This window comes from Vibrio agarilyticus (assembly GCF_012641465.1).
GTDB classification, from domain to species: Bacteria; Pseudomonadota; Gammaproteobacteria; order Enterobacterales; family Vibrionaceae; genus Vibrio; species Vibrio agarilyticus.
In genome coordinates this window covers 85,313-105,075 of sequence record NZ_JABAIK010000005.1, presented here as the reverse complement: position 1 = coordinate 105,075, position 19,763 = coordinate 85,313, and the positions used below count along the sequence as shown (strand labels likewise).

At 44.2% G+C, this 19,763-nt stretch carries 11 protein-coding genes; 4 read left to right on the top strand and 7 right to left on the bottom strand.

Annotated features, from left to right (window positions below; translation table 11 throughout):
- Positions 1-30: 30 nt before the first annotated feature.
- The 7 genes from HGP28_RS06510 to HGP28_RS06480 all read right to left on the bottom strand — a co-directional run bounded on the left by HGP28_RS06510 (position 31) and on the right by HGP28_RS06480 (position 12,151).
- On the bottom strand, positions 31-4,869 hold the full coding sequence (locus HGP28_RS06510) for an NAD-glutamate dehydrogenase (protein WP_168835649.1): 4,839 nt from the start codon (positions 4,867-4,869) through the stop codon (positions 31-33).
- Between the two features lie 68 nt (positions 4,870-4,937).
- Positions 4,938-5,156, bottom strand: a complete 219-nt coding sequence (locus HGP28_RS06505; protein WP_168835648.1) for a DUF2835 domain-containing protein — start codon at positions 5,154-5,156, stop codon at positions 4,938-4,940.
- Between the two features lie 96 nt (positions 5,157-5,252).
- Entirely contained in the window at positions 5,253-7,865 is a 2,613-nt protein-coding gene (gene pepN / locus HGP28_RS06500; protein WP_168835647.1) for an aminopeptidase N, read from the bottom strand.
- A gap of 133 nt (positions 7,866-7,998) precedes the next feature.
- Positions 7,999-8,676, bottom strand: coding sequence for a hypothetical protein (locus HGP28_RS06495; protein WP_168835646.1), 678 nt, complete (start codon positions 8,674-8,676; stop codon positions 7,999-8,001).
- A 246-nt stretch (positions 8,677-8,922) separates the two neighbouring features.
- Complete coding sequence (gene prc / locus HGP28_RS06490) at positions 8,923-10,926, bottom strand: carboxy terminal-processing peptidase (RefSeq protein ID WP_168835645.1); 2,004 nt, start codon at positions 10,924-10,926, stop codon at positions 8,923-8,925.
- Between the two features lie 17 nt (positions 10,927-10,943).
- Positions 10,944-11,561, bottom strand: coding sequence for an RNA chaperone ProQ (gene proQ / locus HGP28_RS06485; RefSeq protein WP_168835644.1), 618 nt, complete (start codon positions 11,559-11,561; stop codon positions 10,944-10,946).
- 101 nt (positions 11,562-11,662) lie between these two features.
- Positions 11,663-12,151, bottom strand: coding sequence for a free L-methionine (R)-S-oxide reductase MsrC (locus tag HGP28_RS06480; protein ID WP_168835643.1), 489 nt, complete (start codon positions 12,149-12,151; stop codon positions 11,663-11,665).
- A gap of 206 nt (positions 12,152-12,357) precedes the next feature.
- Here HGP28_RS06480 and HGP28_RS06475 point away from each other — a divergent pair, with 206 nt between their 5' ends.
- The 4 genes from HGP28_RS06475 (at position 12,358) to rsmF (ending at position 19,738) form a co-directional block, all read left to right on the top strand.
- On the top strand, positions 12,358-14,154 hold the full coding sequence (locus tag HGP28_RS06475; protein ID WP_168835642.1) for an ABC transporter ATP-binding protein: 1,797 nt from the start codon (positions 12,358-12,360) through the stop codon (positions 14,152-14,154).
- Positions 14,155-14,198: 44 nt separating this feature from the next.
- Positions 14,199-15,455, top strand: coding sequence for a PqiA/YebS family transporter subunit (locus HGP28_RS06470; protein ID WP_211091908.1), 1,257 nt, complete (start codon positions 14,199-14,201; stop codon positions 15,453-15,455).
- Positions 15,445-18,096 (top strand): MlaD family protein, encoded by a 2,652-nt coding sequence (locus HGP28_RS06465; RefSeq protein ID WP_168835640.1) that lies wholly within the window; start codon positions 15,445-15,447, stop codon positions 18,094-18,096. The genes HGP28_RS06470 and HGP28_RS06465 overlap by 11 nt, the downstream gene beginning before the upstream one ends.
- Before the next feature lie 190 nt (positions 18,097-18,286).
- On the top strand, positions 18,287-19,738 hold the full coding sequence (gene rsmF / locus HGP28_RS06460; protein WP_168835639.1) for a 16S rRNA (cytosine(1407)-C(5))-methyltransferase RsmF: 1,452 nt from the start codon (positions 18,287-18,289) through the stop codon (positions 19,736-19,738).
- Positions 19,739-19,763: the final 25 nt, after the last annotated feature.

Genomic DNA, 19,763 nt, shown 5'->3' with positions numbered 1-19,763 from the left:
AAAAAGCCCCGTGTAAACGGGGCTGTATTATTACTCATTTGAAGAACAATTCAAATTTAAAAGTAATAATTCTCGCAGAGCAACTGAGAACTTGGCGAATTCATGAGCAGTGCCAACTTTAAATTCGTTAAGAATATTCGTCCAACGTTCAGTGGAGGATTGATTACGGCTTAACCATTGATTAAGCGAATTAATCACGTTGTCGTGGCCACATTCAGTACATTTCAGCGCTTGTTGTGTAAGCTGCCTTTGTTGCCATTCTAAATCTTCTCGAAATGCGGCTCTGGCCGAGGCTTGCCAATAATTCTCTACCGCTTGGGTGTTAATTTGTTGCATAAACCAATACAGATCCAGCCGCTGCCCTAAATAAAAATAGGCTCGAGCGGTCGTCACAATGGTTTGCTTCAGCTCCGTTGCCACTGTCGATATATCAAACGCACTTTGAAGCGCAGGCAGCAATGACACTTGCTTAGCCAGTGAATCGGTAATACCCAACTCAACCCACTTAAGCATCAAATCTTCACATTCAGCCTGTTCTTCTTTGCTGATCACGTTTTCAAGACATTGCTGAAGTGCCTCGACTGACGGTTTGAACTTGGCAACCAGAGTATCAACTGACTGCTTTGCGAATCTGTTACGAATCAGCCAGCGTGTTAAGCGCCGAAGCGTTTGTCGCAATAGTAAAAACAAGTGATACTGGGCGTCACACTGGGCGTGATTATCTAGGCCCCGAATCTCTTGGTATAAGACGCCGACCGAAAAAATTTCTCGCGCAGCACAATATGCATTTGCCACTTCAGCAGAACTCGAGCCTGTCTCTTCTTGCAAGCGTGAGACGAAATTGGCACCCATTTCGTTGACAATTTGGTTGGCTACCGAGGTTGCAATGATTTCTGAGCATAAAGGATGCTCTAACATATACCGTTCAAAGTTACCACGTAACTCTGAGGGGAAATAGTGCTCTAATTGACGCTGGTGGAATGGGTCATCAACAATGAGTGGTTCCATCACTGTCTGTTTCAACGCCATTTTGGCGTAAGCCGTTAATACAGCGAGTTCAGGCCGCGTAAGACCTAGTCCTTTTTTCTCTCGCTCATACAAGGATTCATCATTCGGCAAGCCTTCTAATGCCCTATCAAGTAATCCGGTTTTTTCGAGTCCGTGAATGAAACGAATATGTTCTTTCGTGGGTTTCACGCCCAATGACTCAGTGACAGAAATCGATTCGGCTTGCTGATATGCATGAGAAAGAACCAATGTACTTACCTCATCTTGCATTCGTTCAAGTAACTGATTACGCTGCTTTAAGGTTAAATCACTTGCCGATACACGCTGATTAAGCAAAATCTTGATGTTAACTTCATTATCTGAGCAATCAACGCCACCGACATTATCGACAAAATCTGTGTTGACTCTACCACCGCGCAAAGCGAATTCAATTCGTGCCAACTGCGTCATCCCGAGATTACCACCTTCACCGACCACTTTTGCATTGAGCTCATTACCGTTAATTCTTAAGGCGTCATTGGCTCTGTCCCCTACCTGCAAATGATCTTCCGTGCAGGCTTTAACGTAGGTTCCAATCCCTCCATTCCAAAGTAAATCAACAGGTAGTTTGAGTATCGCCTTAATAAGATCATTGGGTGTGAGTCGCTGCGCATCGGTGCCAATCAAGCGTTGGATCTCAGGCGACAAGTCAATCGATTTGGCGCGCCGCGAAAAGATCCCACCGCCTTTAGAGATCAACAACCGATCATAATCCTCCCAGTTTGAGCCCGTTTGATAAAAAAGGCGCTCCCTTTCCTTCCAGCTCGTTTTTGCATTCGGTGTGGGATCAATGAAGATATGTTGATGATTAAACGCCGCTTGTAAATGGATCGTCTTGGACAACAGCATACCATTGCCAAATACATCCCCAGCCATATCACCAATACCGACCACGGTAATAGCATCTTCTTGGCAGTTGACTCCCATTTCACGAAAATGCCGTTTTACTGACTCCCAGGCGCCCTTAGCCGTAATGCCCATCGCTTTATGGTCATAGCCGTTGGAGCCACCAGACGCAAATCCATCATCGAGCCAAAACTGGTAATCCGCGGCCACAAGGTTGGCAAGATCAGAAAACGTCGCTGTCCCTTTGTCCGCAGCAACAACAAGATAAGGATCATCATCATCGTGACAAATGCAATTTGGTGGTGAAACCACTTTCTCTTCGACAATGTTATCGGACACATCAAGGAGGCCACGAATGAATATTTGATAACAGCGCTGGCCCTCTGCCAGTAAGGCGTTTCGCTCTTCAAATTTGGCTTGATGCTTACAGACAAAACCACCTTTAGCACCAACGGGCACAATGACGGTATTTTTCACTTGCTGCGCTTTTACTAATCCAAGAATTTCGGTTCGAAAATCTTCTTGCCTATCCGACCAGCGCAGTCCTCCTCGTGCGATTTTTCCGCCGCGCAGGTGAACCCCTTCAACATCCGTTGCGTAGACAAAAATTTCGTGGTTAAGGATTGGCAACGGCATTTCAGGAATTTTTGTTGGCGCAAGTTTTAGTGACAACCAAGCTTTGGGTTCGTTCGACTCATTGGTTTGAAAATAATTGGTACGCTGAGTCGCCAAAATCATATCCATATAGCGACGAACAATGCGGTCATCATCCAAGCTCTCGACCTTCTTGAGCTGATCATCAAGAAGAGAAATCAAACTTTGCTGCCGATCATCACGATTGCTTGAGCGTGGGTTGAAACGAACTTTGAATAATTCAACCAAGCTTTCGGCTAAATTGGCATGATTCGCCAGAGTATTCTCGATATATTGCTGACTAAAAGGGAAACCAACTTGACGCATATATCTTGCGTACGAACGAAGAATGACAACTTCCCGCCCAGTGAGTTTCGTCGCTAATATTAATCGATTAAAGCCATCGTTTTCGAGTTTACGGTACCAAATTGCAGCGAAAGCATCCTGTAGCCGCTCTCTTGCTTCATCAAGATCAAATGAATGATCTCGATTGCGCAGCATAGAAAAATCCAGGATCCAAAAGACCTGGCCATCGGTTCGTCTGATTTCATAAGGTGACTCACCAATGATCCTAAGGCCAAGATTTTCTAAGATGGGCATCACATCAGACAAATGCAATGGATCATCTCGATGATAAAGCTTTAAGTGTACCGATTGTGAATGACTGGTAAGCTCTTGTGGGCGATAAAATAGCATTCCTAATCGATTAACGTCGTCAAGGTGTTGCAGTTGATCAATATCTGCCACAGCGGAACTTGGCATCACATCATGTTGATATGAATGAGAAAATGAGTTTTGATATTGCTTAAAGAGCTTAATACCAAGACTTTCTCCTTGATGCGCCATCAAAGAGTGCTTTAATCTATCTGACCACGTTGAAGCAGCTTCAATTAAGTCGCTTTCAATGGCTTTTACATCGATAGTCTGCTCATTGTTCTCGACACGAACAATGTAGTGGGTTCTGGCCAAGGAGCTTTCAGAAAAAAATGTCGTAAACTCGACTGCTTTATCACTACCAAAGTGCGTTTGAAATATTTTTTGGGTTTGTCGACGTAATTGAGTGTTGTAACGCTCTTTGGTAACGTAAACCATTGCACTAAAGAATCGGCCAAAGGGATCACGGCGAACGAACAAACGCAGCATATCTCTATCTTGCATCTGCACCACACCTTTGCCGACGTCTAATAACGCCTCTTCACTTGCTTGCAGTAGTTCATCTCGAGGGTAGTTTTCTAATATATTGTGTAATGCTTTGAATGCATAAGACCCTTTCAAATAACCACTGGTGTCAAGAATGCGATTTACTTTGTCACGGACTAAAGGAATGTTCGCCACGGTTTGGTTATAAACCGCAGATGTGTAAAGCCCCGTGAAGCGGTGCTCACCACAGACACGGCCTTTCTCATCGTATTTTTTTATACCAACATAATCATAGTAAGCAGGCCTATGAATTCTTGAAGCCTGATTTCCCTTTGTCAGTACTAAGATTTCATCTTTTTGAATTTCAAGTCTTGCCGCTGTTGATAGCTCACTTAATTTTACTTTATGGACATGGCTTGTTTGCGCAAACAGACCTAGACCTGCTGTTTTTGTCGGTACAAGTTCCTTTGCATCGCCCTTGCCTACAAGATCGAATTCCTTGTACCCCATAAAAGTAAAATTGTGCTTAGTCATCCAGTTTAGAAACGCGATGGTTTCTTTACGTCGCTCTTCGATGCCTTCATTGTTACACGGTAACGCAGAAAGGTTGGTAGTGATACTTTTAAGCTTGTCCACCATTGGCTGCCAGTCGCTCACCACCAAGCGAGTATCGTTTAATACACAAAGCAGTTCATTTTTTAGGTTATTCATCTCTTGAGCATCACTCAAACAGTCGACTTCAAGATGAAAGAGCGACAAGGTTTCACCTTTATCGCGACCAATTTCAATGATGCTATCTTGCTTGTTCCGTTTGATTCGCACTGGATTACTTAACATGAGGTGAGTTGTTAATCCCAACCGAGATAGAGCCATTTTGATAGAATCAACCAGAAATGGACTGTCTTTAATCACAATCTCGATGACTGTGTGATTAGATTGCCACCCTTGATGAGTGACATCAGGATTAAATACGCTCACCGAAATATCGTCTGCTTTATGCATAGCTAAGCGCTGCCACAAGCTGACGACTGCTCCGTACAAATCCGCCGGATCTCGAGCAAGTAGGTCCTCTTCACTCACGTTACTGAAAAGGCGTTTTGCTAAGCTTAACAGCAGTGCACACTGCGACGATTCAAATTTCGCCTGGATACGTTGATATACTTTATCGAGTAAAACAGGGACAACAGTGCGCGGTTGGGACATAACCAGCCTACCTATGACTTTCTAATGAATACATCATAAGGATAGGTAAGGAAAACGGGGTTGAGCGATTAAAGTTGTTCTAAAGAGTGGAATTTGTTGGTGGTCGTGGTCATTAAACGAAAACGACCTTTTAGGCCAAGCTGAGTTAAAAAAGGACGCAGCCTCGTGGCTGGCATTTGCAAACGCAGTCCGTTATCGGTAATCACTTGAACTTGACTGGCCGCCCCAGAATAGTGCTGTAAAAATGTGTGATAACTGATATTAAGCGAAAAATAATAACGGTTCATCGGTCTGCTGCACCTTCATATACCCTAGCGCCTAAGTATACCAAGTTGTTTGGGTATATAACCAACATAATGCAGCAGACCGAATTCAACTTAAAATTAGCCCTCGAGCGCCTTTGTGACTTTCTCAAATAAGTCATTGGCAAGATTATCTAAAGCCTTTAGCCCTTCGAGCTCTCTTCGAATCAGGTTCTGGCGTTCATCATCGTATTTCGCCATTTTCAATAGCGGGTCAATTAAACGAGAAGCAACTTGAGGATTCCTGCTGTTCAACTCACGTAGAATCTGGCCGGCAAAGCGGTAACCCGCACCAGAGCGGTCATGAAAATTAACCGGATTCATATTAAGAAACGAACCGATGAGGCTACGGGTGCGGTTAGGATTCTTGAGGCTAAACGCAGGATGTGACATTGTCACCTTCAAATTTTCCAACGCATTCTTAGCAGGATTACTCCCTTGAAGCACAAACCATTTATCCATTACTAGACCATCGTGCTGCCATTTCTCACTATAATCAGCCATGAGTGACGCACGACACTCAAGTTGAGCGTCGTTTGCCGCTTTCATTGCAGCAATCGTATCTGTCATATTAGTAGAGTTTGTGTATTGAAGTTCAACCAGTTGGTTACCATCTGGTGTGTAGGCAAGATACTGCAAACAGGTATTTCTCAAGTCCCGCTCGCCTATCGCGGCATGATCAATTGAATATTCGGTTTGTTTCAGGTTGTGATATACCGCACTCAGTTCATCCGCTAGTTCGCTAGCAAAACATACTGTTAGACTCTGTAAAACCTGTGCAATAGCATCAACATCGACACGTTGATACCATCCACTAACCTCATTATGACTTGGCAATGTCATAAATTGTGCAATCAAAGCTGGCTCTAAATTTTCACTCAGTAAAACACCACGGAAGGCGTCTACCATATGAGTGGGCCAACTGATAGCTGACAACTCACCTTTTTCACTCAGTGCCACATTAGCTTTAATGTGTTTAGCAAGCAGCATCTGACTTGCATCCCAGCGTGAAAAACCATTACTTGCGTGAATCATCAAAAAGGCAAGTTCTGCATCACTGTAGTTATATTCCAATTTAACCGGTGCCGAGAACTCTCGAAGCAAAGAAGGAATCGGCTCTTCGCTAATATTATCAAAAACAAAAGTCTGGCTTGCTTCGGTGACATTCAAAACATGATGCAATGATTTACCACCACTTATCAACTCAAACACTGAGCCGTCTTTGGCATAAAGCTCGATATCAAATGGAATATGAAGCGGCAGTTTTTCTTTCTGATCCTGTGTGGCAGGCGTCATCTGGTTAATTGTGAGTGAATAAGTTTGCTTAATGGCGTCATAGTCACTTGTGACGCTAACCACAGGTGTTCCAGACTGGCTATACCAACGGCGGAACTGAGTTAAATCGACACCATTCGCGTCTTCCATTGCTCTGACAAAATCTTCACAAGTCGCCGCGGTACCATCATGATGTTCAAAATAGAGCTTCATACCCTTTTGAAAACCCGCCTCGCCAAGCAAAGTATGATACATGCGGATCACTTCGCTGCCCTTTTCATACACAGTCAATGTATAGAAGTTGTTCATCTCAATCACTTTCTCAGGACGGATGGGATGAGACATCGGACTGGCATCTTCCGCAAATTGCGGCCCACGAATAATTTTGACATTGTTAATACGATTTACGGTGCGAGAACCAAGATCAGAAGAAAATTCTTGGTCACGGAATACGGTTAATCCTTCTTTAAGGCTTAACTGAAACCAATCCTGACACGTCACTCGATTGCCTGTCCAGTTATGAAAATACTCATGACCGATCACCGCTTCGATACCCAGATACTCGCTATCTGTTGCCGTCTGATCGTTGGCAAGAACAAATTTTGAGTTAAAGATGTTCAAACCTTTATTTTCCATAGCGCCCATGTTGAAAAAATCAACCGCGACAATCATATAGATATCTAAGTCATACTCTAGATCGAATCGCTGTTCATCCCACTTCATTGAGTTAATCAATGAAGTCATTGCATGAGTAGCGCGGTCGAGATTGCCTTTATCAACAAAGATTTCTAATGCGACATCGCGCCCTGAGCGCGTAATAAACTTATCGCGCAGGACATCGAAATCCCCAGCGACCAAGGCAAACAAGTAAGCTGGTTTTGGATGCGGATCTTGCCATTTTACCCAGTGACGTCCGTTTTCAAGCTCACCTTCGTCAACTCGATTACCATTACTTAGCAAAAATGGGTAAAGCGACTTCTCTGCCATCACCTTTGTCGTGAACTTAGCTAATACGTCTGGACGATCCAAATAGTATGTGATTCGACGAAAACCTTCTGCTTCACATTGAGTGCAAAATGCACCACCCGATTTATATAACCCTTCCAAAGCGCTATTCGCCTCAGGGTTAATTTCGGTCACAATTTCTAGCTCAAATGTTTCAGGCAAGTTATTAAGCTGCAGTTGGCCCTCTGTTTGTTGATAATCTGACCAATCCGCGCCATCAACTCGAACGCTTTTTAGAGTTAAGTTATCACCGTCTAATACAAGCTGATTGAGATCTGTTTGTTGCTGAACGGCTGAAATTGCGGTCACAAGGGTCGCGGTATCGTGTAGGTCAAAGACCAAATCAATATCAGTAATAGTATGTGTTGGCGCTTGGTAATCCTTTCGGTACTTAGCTTGAGGTGCGTGAGTCATGTAAGACATCCTTATTAGCGCAATAGATTTCTTTGATATGTTGGTTAGATAGGCAAAAAACAAGGGTCTCAACAAAAAAACAGGTACCTATGCTGGAACCTGTTTTTATACCTAGAAGGAATGGCTGGTTTTGCTATTGTGGCACTCGATCAAGCACTGCGAACATACCTCCAGAATTTTCATCACCAAGCATTAGCTGACCAGACTCCAAACGATAGGTGGTGTCATGCTCACCATTTTCATATAACAACACGAGGTTATTACCTTCTGTGTAATAAACGCCCTGCTCAATTTTTTCGACGCCCGCCGTATCAACAACTCGGAACATGAAAATAAAATCTGGCTGGAGTATTAAATCCATTTGGCTAATGTTACTCGCGGCCAGATCTTCTCCGGCAAGATGCGCACTTGACCAAGCGCCTGCTAAACGGTCTGACAGCCCCTTAGTGAAAGTAACACCATTCAAAGAAAGCATGTGTTGGTTATTTTGGTAGCCGTAGACCTGCGGTTCGCTGGTGTTAACACCTAAAATAATCGTATCTTCATTAGCGTTATACATCCCTTCCCACTGATCAACACTGTAATCTAATTTTTGAATATCAATTTTAAATTCATAGTTCGACTTGAGCGTGAGTTTTATTGCACGAAAATCTTCCTCTCCAGAGTCTGGATTTGGGTTTACAAGATACCAGTCCCCCAAAAGAAGCGGCGTATCAAATGTGGTTAGATCTTGTTTTTTAGTTGCCGTATCAATCTCTGCTGAAAACACGTTCATCGATATTGTTGCACAAAATAGGATTAGCCATCTCATTGTCTTCCCTCCGCTTCAAGTTCACTTTAAGCGTAGGTAGAACGACGATGTTGCGCGACAAAATTTGATCTTGATCACGATACGAAATAACAGCAATTTTTTATCAATGCTGAGAATTGCACTGGTTGATAACGAGTTTCACTGTATAACAAATTGATTTAATGCTGATTAACATAGCTTTAAAAGAGTGACGCGAAATAAAATCAGTTGCATAAAAAAAGCGGACCTTTCGGTCCGCTCTCATTTCTAAGATTTTTGCAGTCGTATCATATCAATCATGATAGCAACCGATTCATCCAAATATGCATCAGGGGCTTCATAATCTTTCGGTACATCATCAAGTGTCGCAAATGGCTTTTGCCCCAGTAAACGTTGACGCTCGTTAATACGCTTCAGCTGACGTGCATCCGCATCGTCCATTTCTGCTTTGCGCATTTTTTCGTTTAATGAGACGGTAAAGTCATCTTTTTCTTCTTGATAAAGTGCAATATCTTCATTGATAAAGGAGAACTCCAACTCTTTAGCAATGCGACGATTGTGCTGTTTACTCAAGGCTTCAATCATCACACCATTGTTGGATAGTCTATTGTATTTCGCCTTCTCGATTTGATCCCAAGGAAGTGCGTTGTCTTCAACACTTTCACCTGTTTCTGCTGGATCTATCGGGGTAGGAAACGCGATATCAGGTACAACCCCTTTATTCTGTGTGCTCCCACCATCAATTCGATAGAATTTTTGAATTGTATACTGCACAAAACCCAGTTCTTGCGGAAAAATATCGTATATCTCCGCAAGTCCACGATGTTGTTGCACCGTACCCTTACCAAACGAGTTTTCACCAAGGACCACCGCACGACCATAATCTTGCAATGCTGCCGCGAAAATCTCAGACGCAGATGCGCTATAGCGATTCACCAAAACCCCAACCGGACCTGCATAACTAATAGCACCGTCAGTATCTGAATTGACTTTAACTCGACCATAGCTATCACGAACTTGCACAACTGGGCCTTTTTCAATAAAGAGCCCAGTCAAAGCCGTTGCTTCTGTTAATGCACCACCGCCGTTATTACGCAAATCGACAATAATGCCATCGATGTCTTGTTGCTTTAGATCGGTAATCAACTTGTCTGTGTCGGCTGCAAGGCCTACGTAAAAACTGGGCACTTCAAGAACACCAATTTTTTTACCGTGTTCCTCAATGACTTTCGACTTAACAGCGCGGTCTTCTAAACGAATTTTATCTCGAACTATTGTGACAACGTAACTCTTGGCCCCATTCGTTTCGGGTAAAATTTGCAAATTAACTTTGGTGCCTTTCGGCCCTTTAATTAATTGCACTACATCATCTAAACGCCAGCCAATAACATCGACAATCTCTTCGCCATCTTGACCTACGCCAACGATTCGGTCACCTTCGCCAATTTGTTTGCTTTTAGACGCAGGTCCACCAGCAACAAGAGAACGAATCACAGTATAATCGTCGGTCATCTGCAGCACCGCACCGATGCCTTCAAGCGACAGATTCATTTCTGATTGAAATTGTTCTGCACTACGAGGAGAAAGATAGCTGGTGTGGGGATCCACTTCGCGCGCAAATGCATTCATATAAAGCTGAAACACATCCTCATTTCGAGTCTGTGTAATGCGCTTCATTGCATTGTTATAACGCTTTTCGAGCACATCTTTAATTTCAGGCCAAGATTTTCCCGTCAGTTTAAGGTTAAGCGCATCATACTTGACTCGCTTTCGCCACAACTCGTTGACTTCTTTTTGGTCTTTAGGCCACTCGGCATCTGTACGATCAAGATTGATTGACTCGTCGCTATCGAACGTAATTTCATTGTCCAACAGATCTAAAGCGTATTGAAATTGTTCAAAACGCTTAAGCATAGAGGCATTGTAAATATCGAACGCAATCTTATTTTTGCCCGCTTTAAGTTCATCGTCAATTTGAGTGCTGAAAGCATCAAATGAATCAATGTCTGATTGGGTAAACAAATTGCGGTTGTAATCCAGCATATCGATATAACGAGCTAACAACGCTTGAGAAAATGCGTCATTCAAATCGAAATGTTTGTAATGAGAACGAGTAAGACGAGAGGTCACGCGTTTACTGGCTGTTTCATGTTGCTCTTCTGCAACCAGTTTTGGGAGATCGTCTTTAGTGAGTTTGGCTTCAATAGCCTGTGCTGATGCTGCCAGGCAAACGCTGGCAGCTAGCAGTGTTAAATGTACACGGCGTTTCATGCGTAGGAGGGTCTCCTTTATGCGCGCAAGTGCTCCGCTTTCACAACCATTTGTAGGCCGTTTGCAAGCTGAACACGCACATCATCCTTATTGATTTCAACGATCGTCGCGGCCATATTGCCTTTGCCCATATTCACATTTACCGCTTTGCCAGTCACAAACTCATCGGCAGTAAGAGCGCGTGTTTCTACAGGTTTTTCGGCAGCTTTTGGCGCTTTTGCGCTTTTAGCACGACGCGCTTGTGGTGCTTTCTTTGTTTTTGGCTTGCTCTCTTCACGAGCTTTCTGAGCTTGCTCTTTACGACGAGCCTGCACTTTCGCTTTGCTTTCAGCAAGCGTTGTCTTCGCATGTTCAACGTGCTCTTCTTCTAGCACACCAGCTGGGTTGCCATCAAGATCGACGCGTGTTGCTCCTGGTTTAACACCATGGAGGTAACGCCATGAAGAAGTATACTGCCTTAACGCTGCGCGAAGCTGAGTTTTGCTCACTTTTTCATCGTCAGCAAGACGCTCAGCAAGGTCTTGAAAAATACCAATTTTCAGAGGCTTTGCTTCACCTTCTAAAGTAAAGCACTTAGGGAAACATTCAGCAATGTATGCAATAACTTCTTTGCTGTTTTTTAACTTTTCAGTCATGAGGGTTCCTGATTGTTGCGGTTTGGCCGCGGAGCATTAAGGTAAAAAATAATCTCGTATTATAGTGACATGCGAATGAAAAACCACACTAAGAACCGAATTTATGCACTGTTCGCGTGGGAATTAAGCAAGGTTTCTACTTGGGTCATCAATTCAAGCAGTCCTTTTTCATCTGTCTGCGTAAAACGCGCGATATTGGGACTGTCAATATCCAGTACCCCAATAACCTTTCCATTGATGTGCAACGGCAGCACAATTTCTGAGTTACTTGCGGCGTCGCACGCGATATGACCTTCAAATTGATGGACATCTTCAACGCGAACAACCTTGTCTAAAGCGGCAGCCGTACCACAGACCCCTTTGCCAAAAGGAATACGAACGCAAGCGGGTTTACCTTGAAATGGGCCCAATACGAGTTCTGGGTGAGTTTGCTCTTGAGGGTCGGTAAGATAAAAGCCAACCCAATTTATCTCTTCAAGCTCAAGATAAAGCAACGCACTAAGATTGGCTAAGTTAGCAATAAGGTTGGTTTCACTTTCAATCAATGCAACAGCTTGTCGAGTTAAGGTCTTGTAGTCTTCTAAAATCATACGAGCATCCATAGTGATTACGTTTACCTACTCCCGCTCATTGGACTAGGCTAATGGTGTTGTCCTGTTCGCTTTGATAGAAAACGCAACAATTCACAACAAATTGGCTTCACAACAACAGCTTACTTTTCGTTAATGCTGGTGAGTTGCTAAAGAAGTCGATAAAATGAGAAACGTTAATAAAAATAGAAACCATTCTCATCAATATGACTCAATTCCAAGACACAATAAGCCGCACTTGGCTTTTAACACAAGCAAAAAATCATCGCAGCAAACTTTGGCTCGCGAATGTGATCGCACTTTTAGCCACAGCAATCGCGGTCCCCATTCCACTCCTTATGCCGGTAATGGTCGATGAGGTGCTTCTTAATAAACCCGATCAAGGGGTTGAATTTTTAAACTATCTCCTGCCACAGTCGATGCACAATGCGACGGGTTACATTGCAATGACACTGCTCCTTGTTATTGTTATGCGCATTGCAAGTCAAGCGTTTAACATTCTACAGAGCCGACAATTTACCCTGGTATCAAAAACCATCACCTACCAAATGCGGGTAAAAATGATCGACAAATTGGGCAGAATTAGCATGCGTCAATACGAGACCCAAGGTAGCGGTGGTATCAATGCCCACCTCATTACCGATATTGAGACCATTGACACCTTTATAGGTTCGACACTGGCCAAATTTATCATTTCATTCTTAACCGTCATGGGAACTGCGGCGATTTTGCTTTGGCTGGACTGGCGTCTAGGGCTATTTATTCTCTTAGTAAACCCTGTGGTGATTTATTTTTCACGCATGCTTGGTAGCCGAGTAAAACATCTTAAGAAACATGAAAATATCGCCTTTGAACGCTTTCAAAATCGGCTGGTCGAAACATTAGACGGCATCTATCAGCTTCGCGCGGCCAATCGAGAGCGCGAGTTTCTTGACCAGCTTAAAGGCCATGCCGATCAGATTCGTATTAATGCAGACCGTTACGCATGGCAATCGGAAGCGGCAAGTCGTTTGTCTTTCTTGCTGTTTCTAATCGGTTTTGAGCTATTCCGTGCCGTTGCGATGCTCATGGTTTTGTTTAGTGATTTATCGATTGGCCAAATTTTTGCCGTTTTTGGCTATCTTTGGTTTATGCTTTCACCTGTTCAAGAGTTACTTGGGATTCAGTTCTCTTGGTATAGTGCCAAAGCCGCTTTAGGTCGTATTAACGCGTTGTTAGGGCTAGAGGAAGAATCAAGACCTAAGAGTCGAGTTAATCCATTTTCTCAAGAACGTGAAATCGATATTGAGATTGACGATGTCACTTTTGCCTATAATAAAGACAATCAGGTTCTTAATCATTTATCACTGACGATCCCAGCAGGCCAAAAAGTAGCTCTCGTTGGTGCCAGTGGTGGCGGAAAATCAACTCTTGTTCAACTACTTATCGGTGTCTACCAACCTAATGGCGGCACAATTCGTTTTAATGGAGAGCTGACGGAAGATATTTCCTTTGATGTGATAAGAGATGAAATCGCCGTTGTACTGCAGCAGCCTATTTTGTTCAACGATACACTAAGGCACAATTTAACGCTTGGCGTACACTATGATGAGTCGAAACTGTGGCACGCTTTAGAGGTTGCTCAGTTAGATGATATTATTGGACAATTAACGGATGGGCTTGATACTCAGGTCGGTCGTAATGGTATACGCCTTTCTGGTGGCCAACGACAGCGATTAGCAATAGCACGAATGGTGTTAAGTGATCCCAAATTTGTGATTCTTGACGAGGCCACCTCTGCGCTAGATACTGCAACAGAAGCGGCTCTGCATCGTGCGTTAACACAATTTTTGCAAGGTCGAACGACGTTAATTATTGCCCATCGACTTTCTGCGGTAAAACAAGCGGACCTCATTTATGTACTTGAAGATGGACAAGTGACTCAAACAGGGACACACAATGAATTGGTTGAGCAACATGGACTGTATCAAACACTGTATGGCACCATCCAAACCAGCGCATAAGGGACGCTATTCTCAAGGGAGTGCCTTCCCTTCGTGGCTCTTTTATGATCTCAACTAAGATGAAAAATCAGAACGCACCATCTCGACGCTACACTATCTTATGTCAGGGGTGCGATCTCCATGTAGACGTTCACAGGTTACAACCTGGGCTTAAAGCCAGCTGTCCGCGTTGTGGCACCGAATTATTTCGCGGCGGACAAGCCAGCCTATCAGGCAATTTAGCGTTGGCACTCACCTTACTCATGCTCTACGTGCCATCGCTATTTTTTGACTATATTCGTATTTTGTTATTTGGGGTTTCGATATCTGCCACGCTACCCGATGGCGTTATCGCATTAACAGAAGGTGGCTTCCCTGAACTGGCAGGGTTAGTTGCATTTTGCAGTATTATTGCCCCAATCGTTGTCTGTCTCGCGATTGTTACCGTGCACATCGCTCTTTATTTTCGCCTGTTCTCACCATTTAAATACGCACTTAACAGTATTAATGTGTTAAAGCATTGGGTCATGTTAGACGTCTTCTTAGTCAGTATCGCGGTGTCGAGTTTTAAACTGCAAGACTACGCAGATATTTTTATTGGTAAGGCTCTCATTGGGTTTATTCTTTTGCAGCTAGGGTCGATTATGTTGCTATCGCGCTTTCGAGTTAGGCGCTACTGGGCACAATGGCACCGCGAGGTCGACTACGGTTTTATTGCACCAATACGTCATTGTGAACATTGTCATCTCTCTCAGCCCGAAAATGATGTCTGTGTCCGATGTAAAAGTCCACTTCACTATCGCATGCCAAACTCAATACAAAAGACATGGGCTTACCTACTAACGGCAACGATTGCAATTTTCCCAGCTAATTTACTGCCAATATCTGTAATTATCACTAATGGCCAGCGCTTGGAAGATACGATTTTTTCTGGAGTGGCGGCATTAATCAAAAATGGTATGCACGGCATTGCCATGATCATCTTCTTTGCCAGTATACTGGTTCCTATCGGTAAGATATTAGGGCTTGTTTACATTTTAGCTTGTATCCACCTTAAGCAGCATGTTAATCAGCAACATAGAATGAAGATGTTTGGGATCGTTCGCGCCATAGGGAAATGGTCAATGATGGATCTCTTTGTTATTACGATCATGATGACCTTAGTGGACCGAGGTCAGATCTTAGATTTCACTGCAGGACATGGCGCAATTGCATTTGGTGTCGTGGTGGTGTTCACTATTTTAGCCGCAGAAAGCTTAGATCCCCGTTTGATATGGGATGAGCCGCGTTCGACTGAGGATAAGTCATTGCATGAGCGATAATAACCCTACTCCACAAACTTACCTGCCTAATGTGAAAAAACGACGTGGTATTTCGCCACTTTGGGCTTTTCCACTTCTCACTCTACTGCTCGCCGGATGGCTTGTACTGAAAGCATTAGAGGATTCGGGCGATCGTGTCCACATCTATTTTAATAATGCACAAGGACTTATTGCAGGCCGTACCACTATTCGTTTTGAGGGGCTTGAAGTGGGTATGGTGCGAGATATCAAACTCGCCAAAGATCTTTCCAGCATTTATGTTGAGGCTGATATTTATCCAGAAGCGCAAAAGCTGGTTAATAAAGGCACTCGCTTTTGGATGGTGAAACCGGTCGCAAGCTTGTCGGGTATTTCAGGCCTTGAAACACTGGTCTCTGGTAACTACATTGCCATAGAGCCAGGCACAAGCAAGGAGCCTGCAAAAGTGTTTACGGCGCTTAAGAGCGCCCCTGCCGACCTTGCTGCTAAGGACGGACTGTCAATCACACTCAAAGCAAAAGATTTGGGTGGTATTTCAGTAGGCTCGCAAATCTTCTACCGCAAGATCCCGATCGGTGAGGTCTACCAATATAAGCTCAACCCCAGCGCGACTGACGTGCTAGTTTACGCCAGTATTGATGATAAATATCGTCATATCATCAATGATCAAAGTCGTTTTTGGAATGTGAGTGGCATCGGCGCCAGTTTGGGATTTAACGGCATCGATGTCCATTTGGAAAGTCTTAGCTCATTGATTGGAGGCGGTATTGCGGTTGACTCACCAGATGATGGTGCGCCAATCGAAGCAGATACTCAATTTCGTCTCTACCCTAATTTAGAAACCGCAGGTCGCGGGATCTCAATCAAAGTAGAGCTACCTGATAACAACGATGTTCATCAAAATGCACCTATCATGTACCGCGGCATTGTGATCGGTCGTATCACTAATGTCTCATTATCCCATGATCACAAATCAATTTTAGCCTCTGCAGCCGTTCAGCCAGCATTTGCTGACATGTTAACGACGGGCAGTCATCTAATACTGCAAGAAGCCGAATTGTCTCTCAACGGGGTTGCCAATCTCACTAACTTGGTTACTGGCAACTTTCTCACAATCGTTCCCGGTGAAGGCGATAAAACTCGTCGATTTAAAGCGATATTACAAGATACTTTTGACGAAGAGACCTCACGCTCGGTTGCGATTCGACTGCTCGCAGAAAACACCTTTGGTCTCGATGCGGGCGCAAACATTCTCTATCACGGTGTTGAGGTTGGCTCTGTGGTTAAGGTGGGTTTAGTTAGCCATCAGCCGTCGACATCAAAGGGAGCGGTCTATCTTGATGCACTCATAGATCACCAATACGCTGATCTTATCCGTTCAAGCAATCGCTTTTATGTTGTGGGCGCCGCAACCGCAGATTTGACCGAAACAGGATTAAACGTCTCAATTCCCCCAGTAAAGCAGCTCCTCAGCGGCGCAATTAGCTTTACCTCAAGCGGCTCTAAAAAGGTCAGTCAACATTATCCATTATTCCAAAACCGCGAACTTGCTGAGCTTGCGCAGTACAGTCAAACGGGATCCAAAACATTATCCCTGTTTGCTAATACCCTACCGCCTATATCAAAAGGCAGCCCCCTGCTATATCGAAACTTGCCTGTCGGTAATGTGAAAGATTACCAGCTGGAAGATAGTGGAGTTCGCGTTACTGTCAGTATCGACAATCAGTACGCGCATCTCGTTAACAATCAGACTGTCTTTTGGAATCGCTCAGGGGTTGAAATTGACGCTTCGCTTGCCGGTATTGAAATCAAAGCCTCTCCTCTTAAGACGCTGCTGCAAGGTGGAATCGCATTTGACACCATTGAAGGGGTCGAAAACCGCGTCGGTAAACGCTGGAAACTCTACCCGGACCAACGTACCGCTCAACAGTTTGGTCGGCTCATTTCATTGACGACTAACGGCCAGCAGTCGCTTGCAAAAGGAATGGCGATTCAGTATCAAGGGGTCAAAGTTGGCGAAGTGGTTTCAGTACGCCCCAATTTTCAGCAACAATACGTTAAAGCACAAGCACGCGTCTTTCCTGAATATGTCAACGCTATTGCTCGAAGTGGCAGCGATTTTTGGCTAACTCAGCCAGAAATTGGCCTTAATGGGGTAAAAAATCTCAATGCCTTGATTAGTACCTATATTCAAGTCGAGCCCAATCTCAATGGTAATCCCAATTTTGCGTTCTCATTAGGAAATCATCGGCAGCGCCAGCGTGGCGTCGAATTTACTTTACAAGCCGAGCAGCGCGGCTCCATTGCGGTTGGAACCCCCATTCTTTATCGCCAAATTACCGTGGGTGAAGTGCTCTCGGTTGATCTCGGAGAGTTTGCCGATCGCATCAATGCAAAAATTGAAATTTGGCCAGAGTATGCCTACCTAGTGCGCCAAAATAGCCTCTTTTGGAATGTGTCGGGCTTTGATGTTTCCATTGGATTATCTGGTGCCAATATACGCACGGGCACCCTTGAGACCTTACTAAAAGGAGGCATCGCTTTCGCGACACCAGATGATAAAGAATTGGCACCCAAAGCCAAAGCGGGACAATTTTTCTTCCTCTACCCAGATGTTGAGGAACAATGGGTTCAGTGGCGAACCGCGATTCCCAAGCCTTAAACCATTTCTAATCACTCCAAATCAAGCCGCGTAATGCGGTTTGATTTTTATTCATGTTAGGCTTTCGCCAGTGACGCCCTTAAATGTGTCGTCAAACTTCGAAGTTGACATAAGATGAGTGCAAAGAGGCTGATTGCCGTTCAAGAATACGCTATCATTCGAGCCCTGATTTTTTGCGCGAGACTTTGCTGTGCACGCTAACGTTTACCTACCAGAAGCATTCTTAACCAAAATCGCTTCTATCCTGCCTTCTACCCTATCGATGACGGATTTTATTGCGGCGTGTCAGCGCCCATTGCGCAAAAGTATCCGTGTGAATACCTTAAAAATCAGTGTCGAAGACTTTGCATCACGGGCCAATGATAAAGGTTGGGTACTTTCACCAATTCCTTGGTGTGAGGAAGGTTTTTGGATTGATGCAGACGAGACAATAACCCCACTGGGTAACACAGCTGAGCATATGTCTGGGTTATTTTATATTCAAGAAGCCAGCTCTATGCTTCCCCCGTCGGCATTATTTGATAAAAAAACGGATAGCGAGGCTCGCTATACAAGCGTTCTTGATGTCGCCTCGGCGCCAGGTTCTAAAACCACCCAAATGGCCGCGCTTATGAATAACCAAGGCGTGCTGGTTGCTAATGAATATTCTGCTAGCCGAGTTAAAGTACTTCACGCCAACGTAGAGCGTTGTGGTGTTCGTAATACCGCATTGAGCAATTTTGATGGCCGTGTATTTGGCAGCTGGCTACCTGAGCATTTCGATGCCGTCTTATTAGATGCCCCTTGTTCAGGTGAAGGCACGGTTCGTAAAGACGAAGATGCAATGAAAAATTGGTCTCAAGATTCCGTTATCGACATTGCACATACGCAAAAGGCGCTAATTATTAGCGCATTTCAAGCGTTAAAAGTGGGCGGTGTTTTAGTCTACTCAACGTGCACATTGAGCCGAGAGGAGAACCAAGAGGTTTGCCAACATCTCAAAGATACATTTGGTGACGCTGTCACATTCGAATCACTAAGCGAACTCTTTCCAAGTGCTGAATTGAGCACCACCGAAGAAGGCTTTCTGCATGTTTTCCCACAAGTCTATGACAGTGAAGGCTTTTTCATTGCTCGGATTCGAAAAAATAGCGCCGTTACAACACCTGATGTTAAAAAACGACTCGGTAAATTTCCGTTTTCGAAAGCGAGTGCTAAAGAACGAGATCAGATCACCGCAACGCTAAAAGAGAGTCTGGACGTCGAAATTCCTGAGAGGAGTTCATTATGGTTGCGTTCAAAAGAGAAATCGCAAGATAAAGAGATCTGGCTATTTCCAGACGCACTCGAACCAATGCTTGGCGAATTAAGATTTTCCCGAATGGGCATTAAAATTGCCGAAACTCATCGAAATGGGTACCGATGGCAACATCAAATCGCGACAACTCTTGCGACTGGCTATGAAGATCGCATCGTTGCTTTATCAACTGATGAAGCTAGAGAATGGTATATGGGGCGCGACGTCAGACCAACACAGGCAGGCAGCCAAGGCGAAGTTCTTGTCGCTTATCAGGGCGTTGTGATTGGTCTCGGTAAATGGGTCGGCTCGCGGATCAAAAATGGCTTACCGCGAGAGCTGGTCCGAGATAAAAACTTGTTTTAGTTTTGAGATAAGTTGCGGTTAACTC

What these genes read in the sequence shown, in the direction of transcription:
- HGP28_RS06470 (WP_211091908.1), top strand. Translation starts at nt 14,199, where the DNA reads ATGATCTCAACTAAGATGAAAAATCAGAACGCACCATCTCGACGCTAC.
- prc (WP_168835645.1), bottom strand. Translation starts at nt 10,926, where the DNA reads ATGAAACGCCGTGTACATTTAACACTGCTAGCTGCCAGCGTTTGCCTG.
- HGP28_RS06510 (WP_168835649.1), bottom strand. Translation starts at nt 4,869, where the DNA reads ATGTCCCAACCGCGCACTGTTGTCCCTGTTTTACTCGATAAAGTATAT.
- HGP28_RS06480 (WP_168835643.1), bottom strand. Translation starts at nt 12,151, where the DNA reads ATGATTTTAGAAGACTACAAGACCTTAACTCGACAAGCTGTTGCATTG.
- HGP28_RS06495 (WP_168835646.1), bottom strand. Translation starts at nt 8,676, where the DNA reads ATGAGATGGCTAATCCTATTTTGTGCAACAATATCGATGAACGTGTTT.
- proQ (WP_168835644.1), bottom strand. Translation starts at nt 11,561, where the DNA reads ATGACTGAAAAGTTAAAAAACAGCAAAGAAGTTATTGCATACATTGCT.
- HGP28_RS06505 (WP_168835648.1), bottom strand. Translation starts at nt 5,156, where the DNA reads ATGAACCGTTATTATTTTTCGCTTAATATCAGTTATCACACATTTTTA.
- HGP28_RS06465 (WP_168835640.1), top strand. Translation starts at nt 15,445, where the DNA reads ATGAGCGATAATAACCCTACTCCACAAACTTACCTGCCTAATGTGAAA.
- HGP28_RS06475 (WP_168835642.1), top strand. Translation starts at nt 12,358, where the DNA reads ATGACTCAATTCCAAGACACAATAAGCCGCACTTGGCTTTTAACACAA.
- pepN (WP_168835647.1), bottom strand. Translation starts at nt 7,865, where the DNA reads ATGACTCACGCACCTCAAGCTAAGTACCGAAAGGATTACCAAGCGCCA.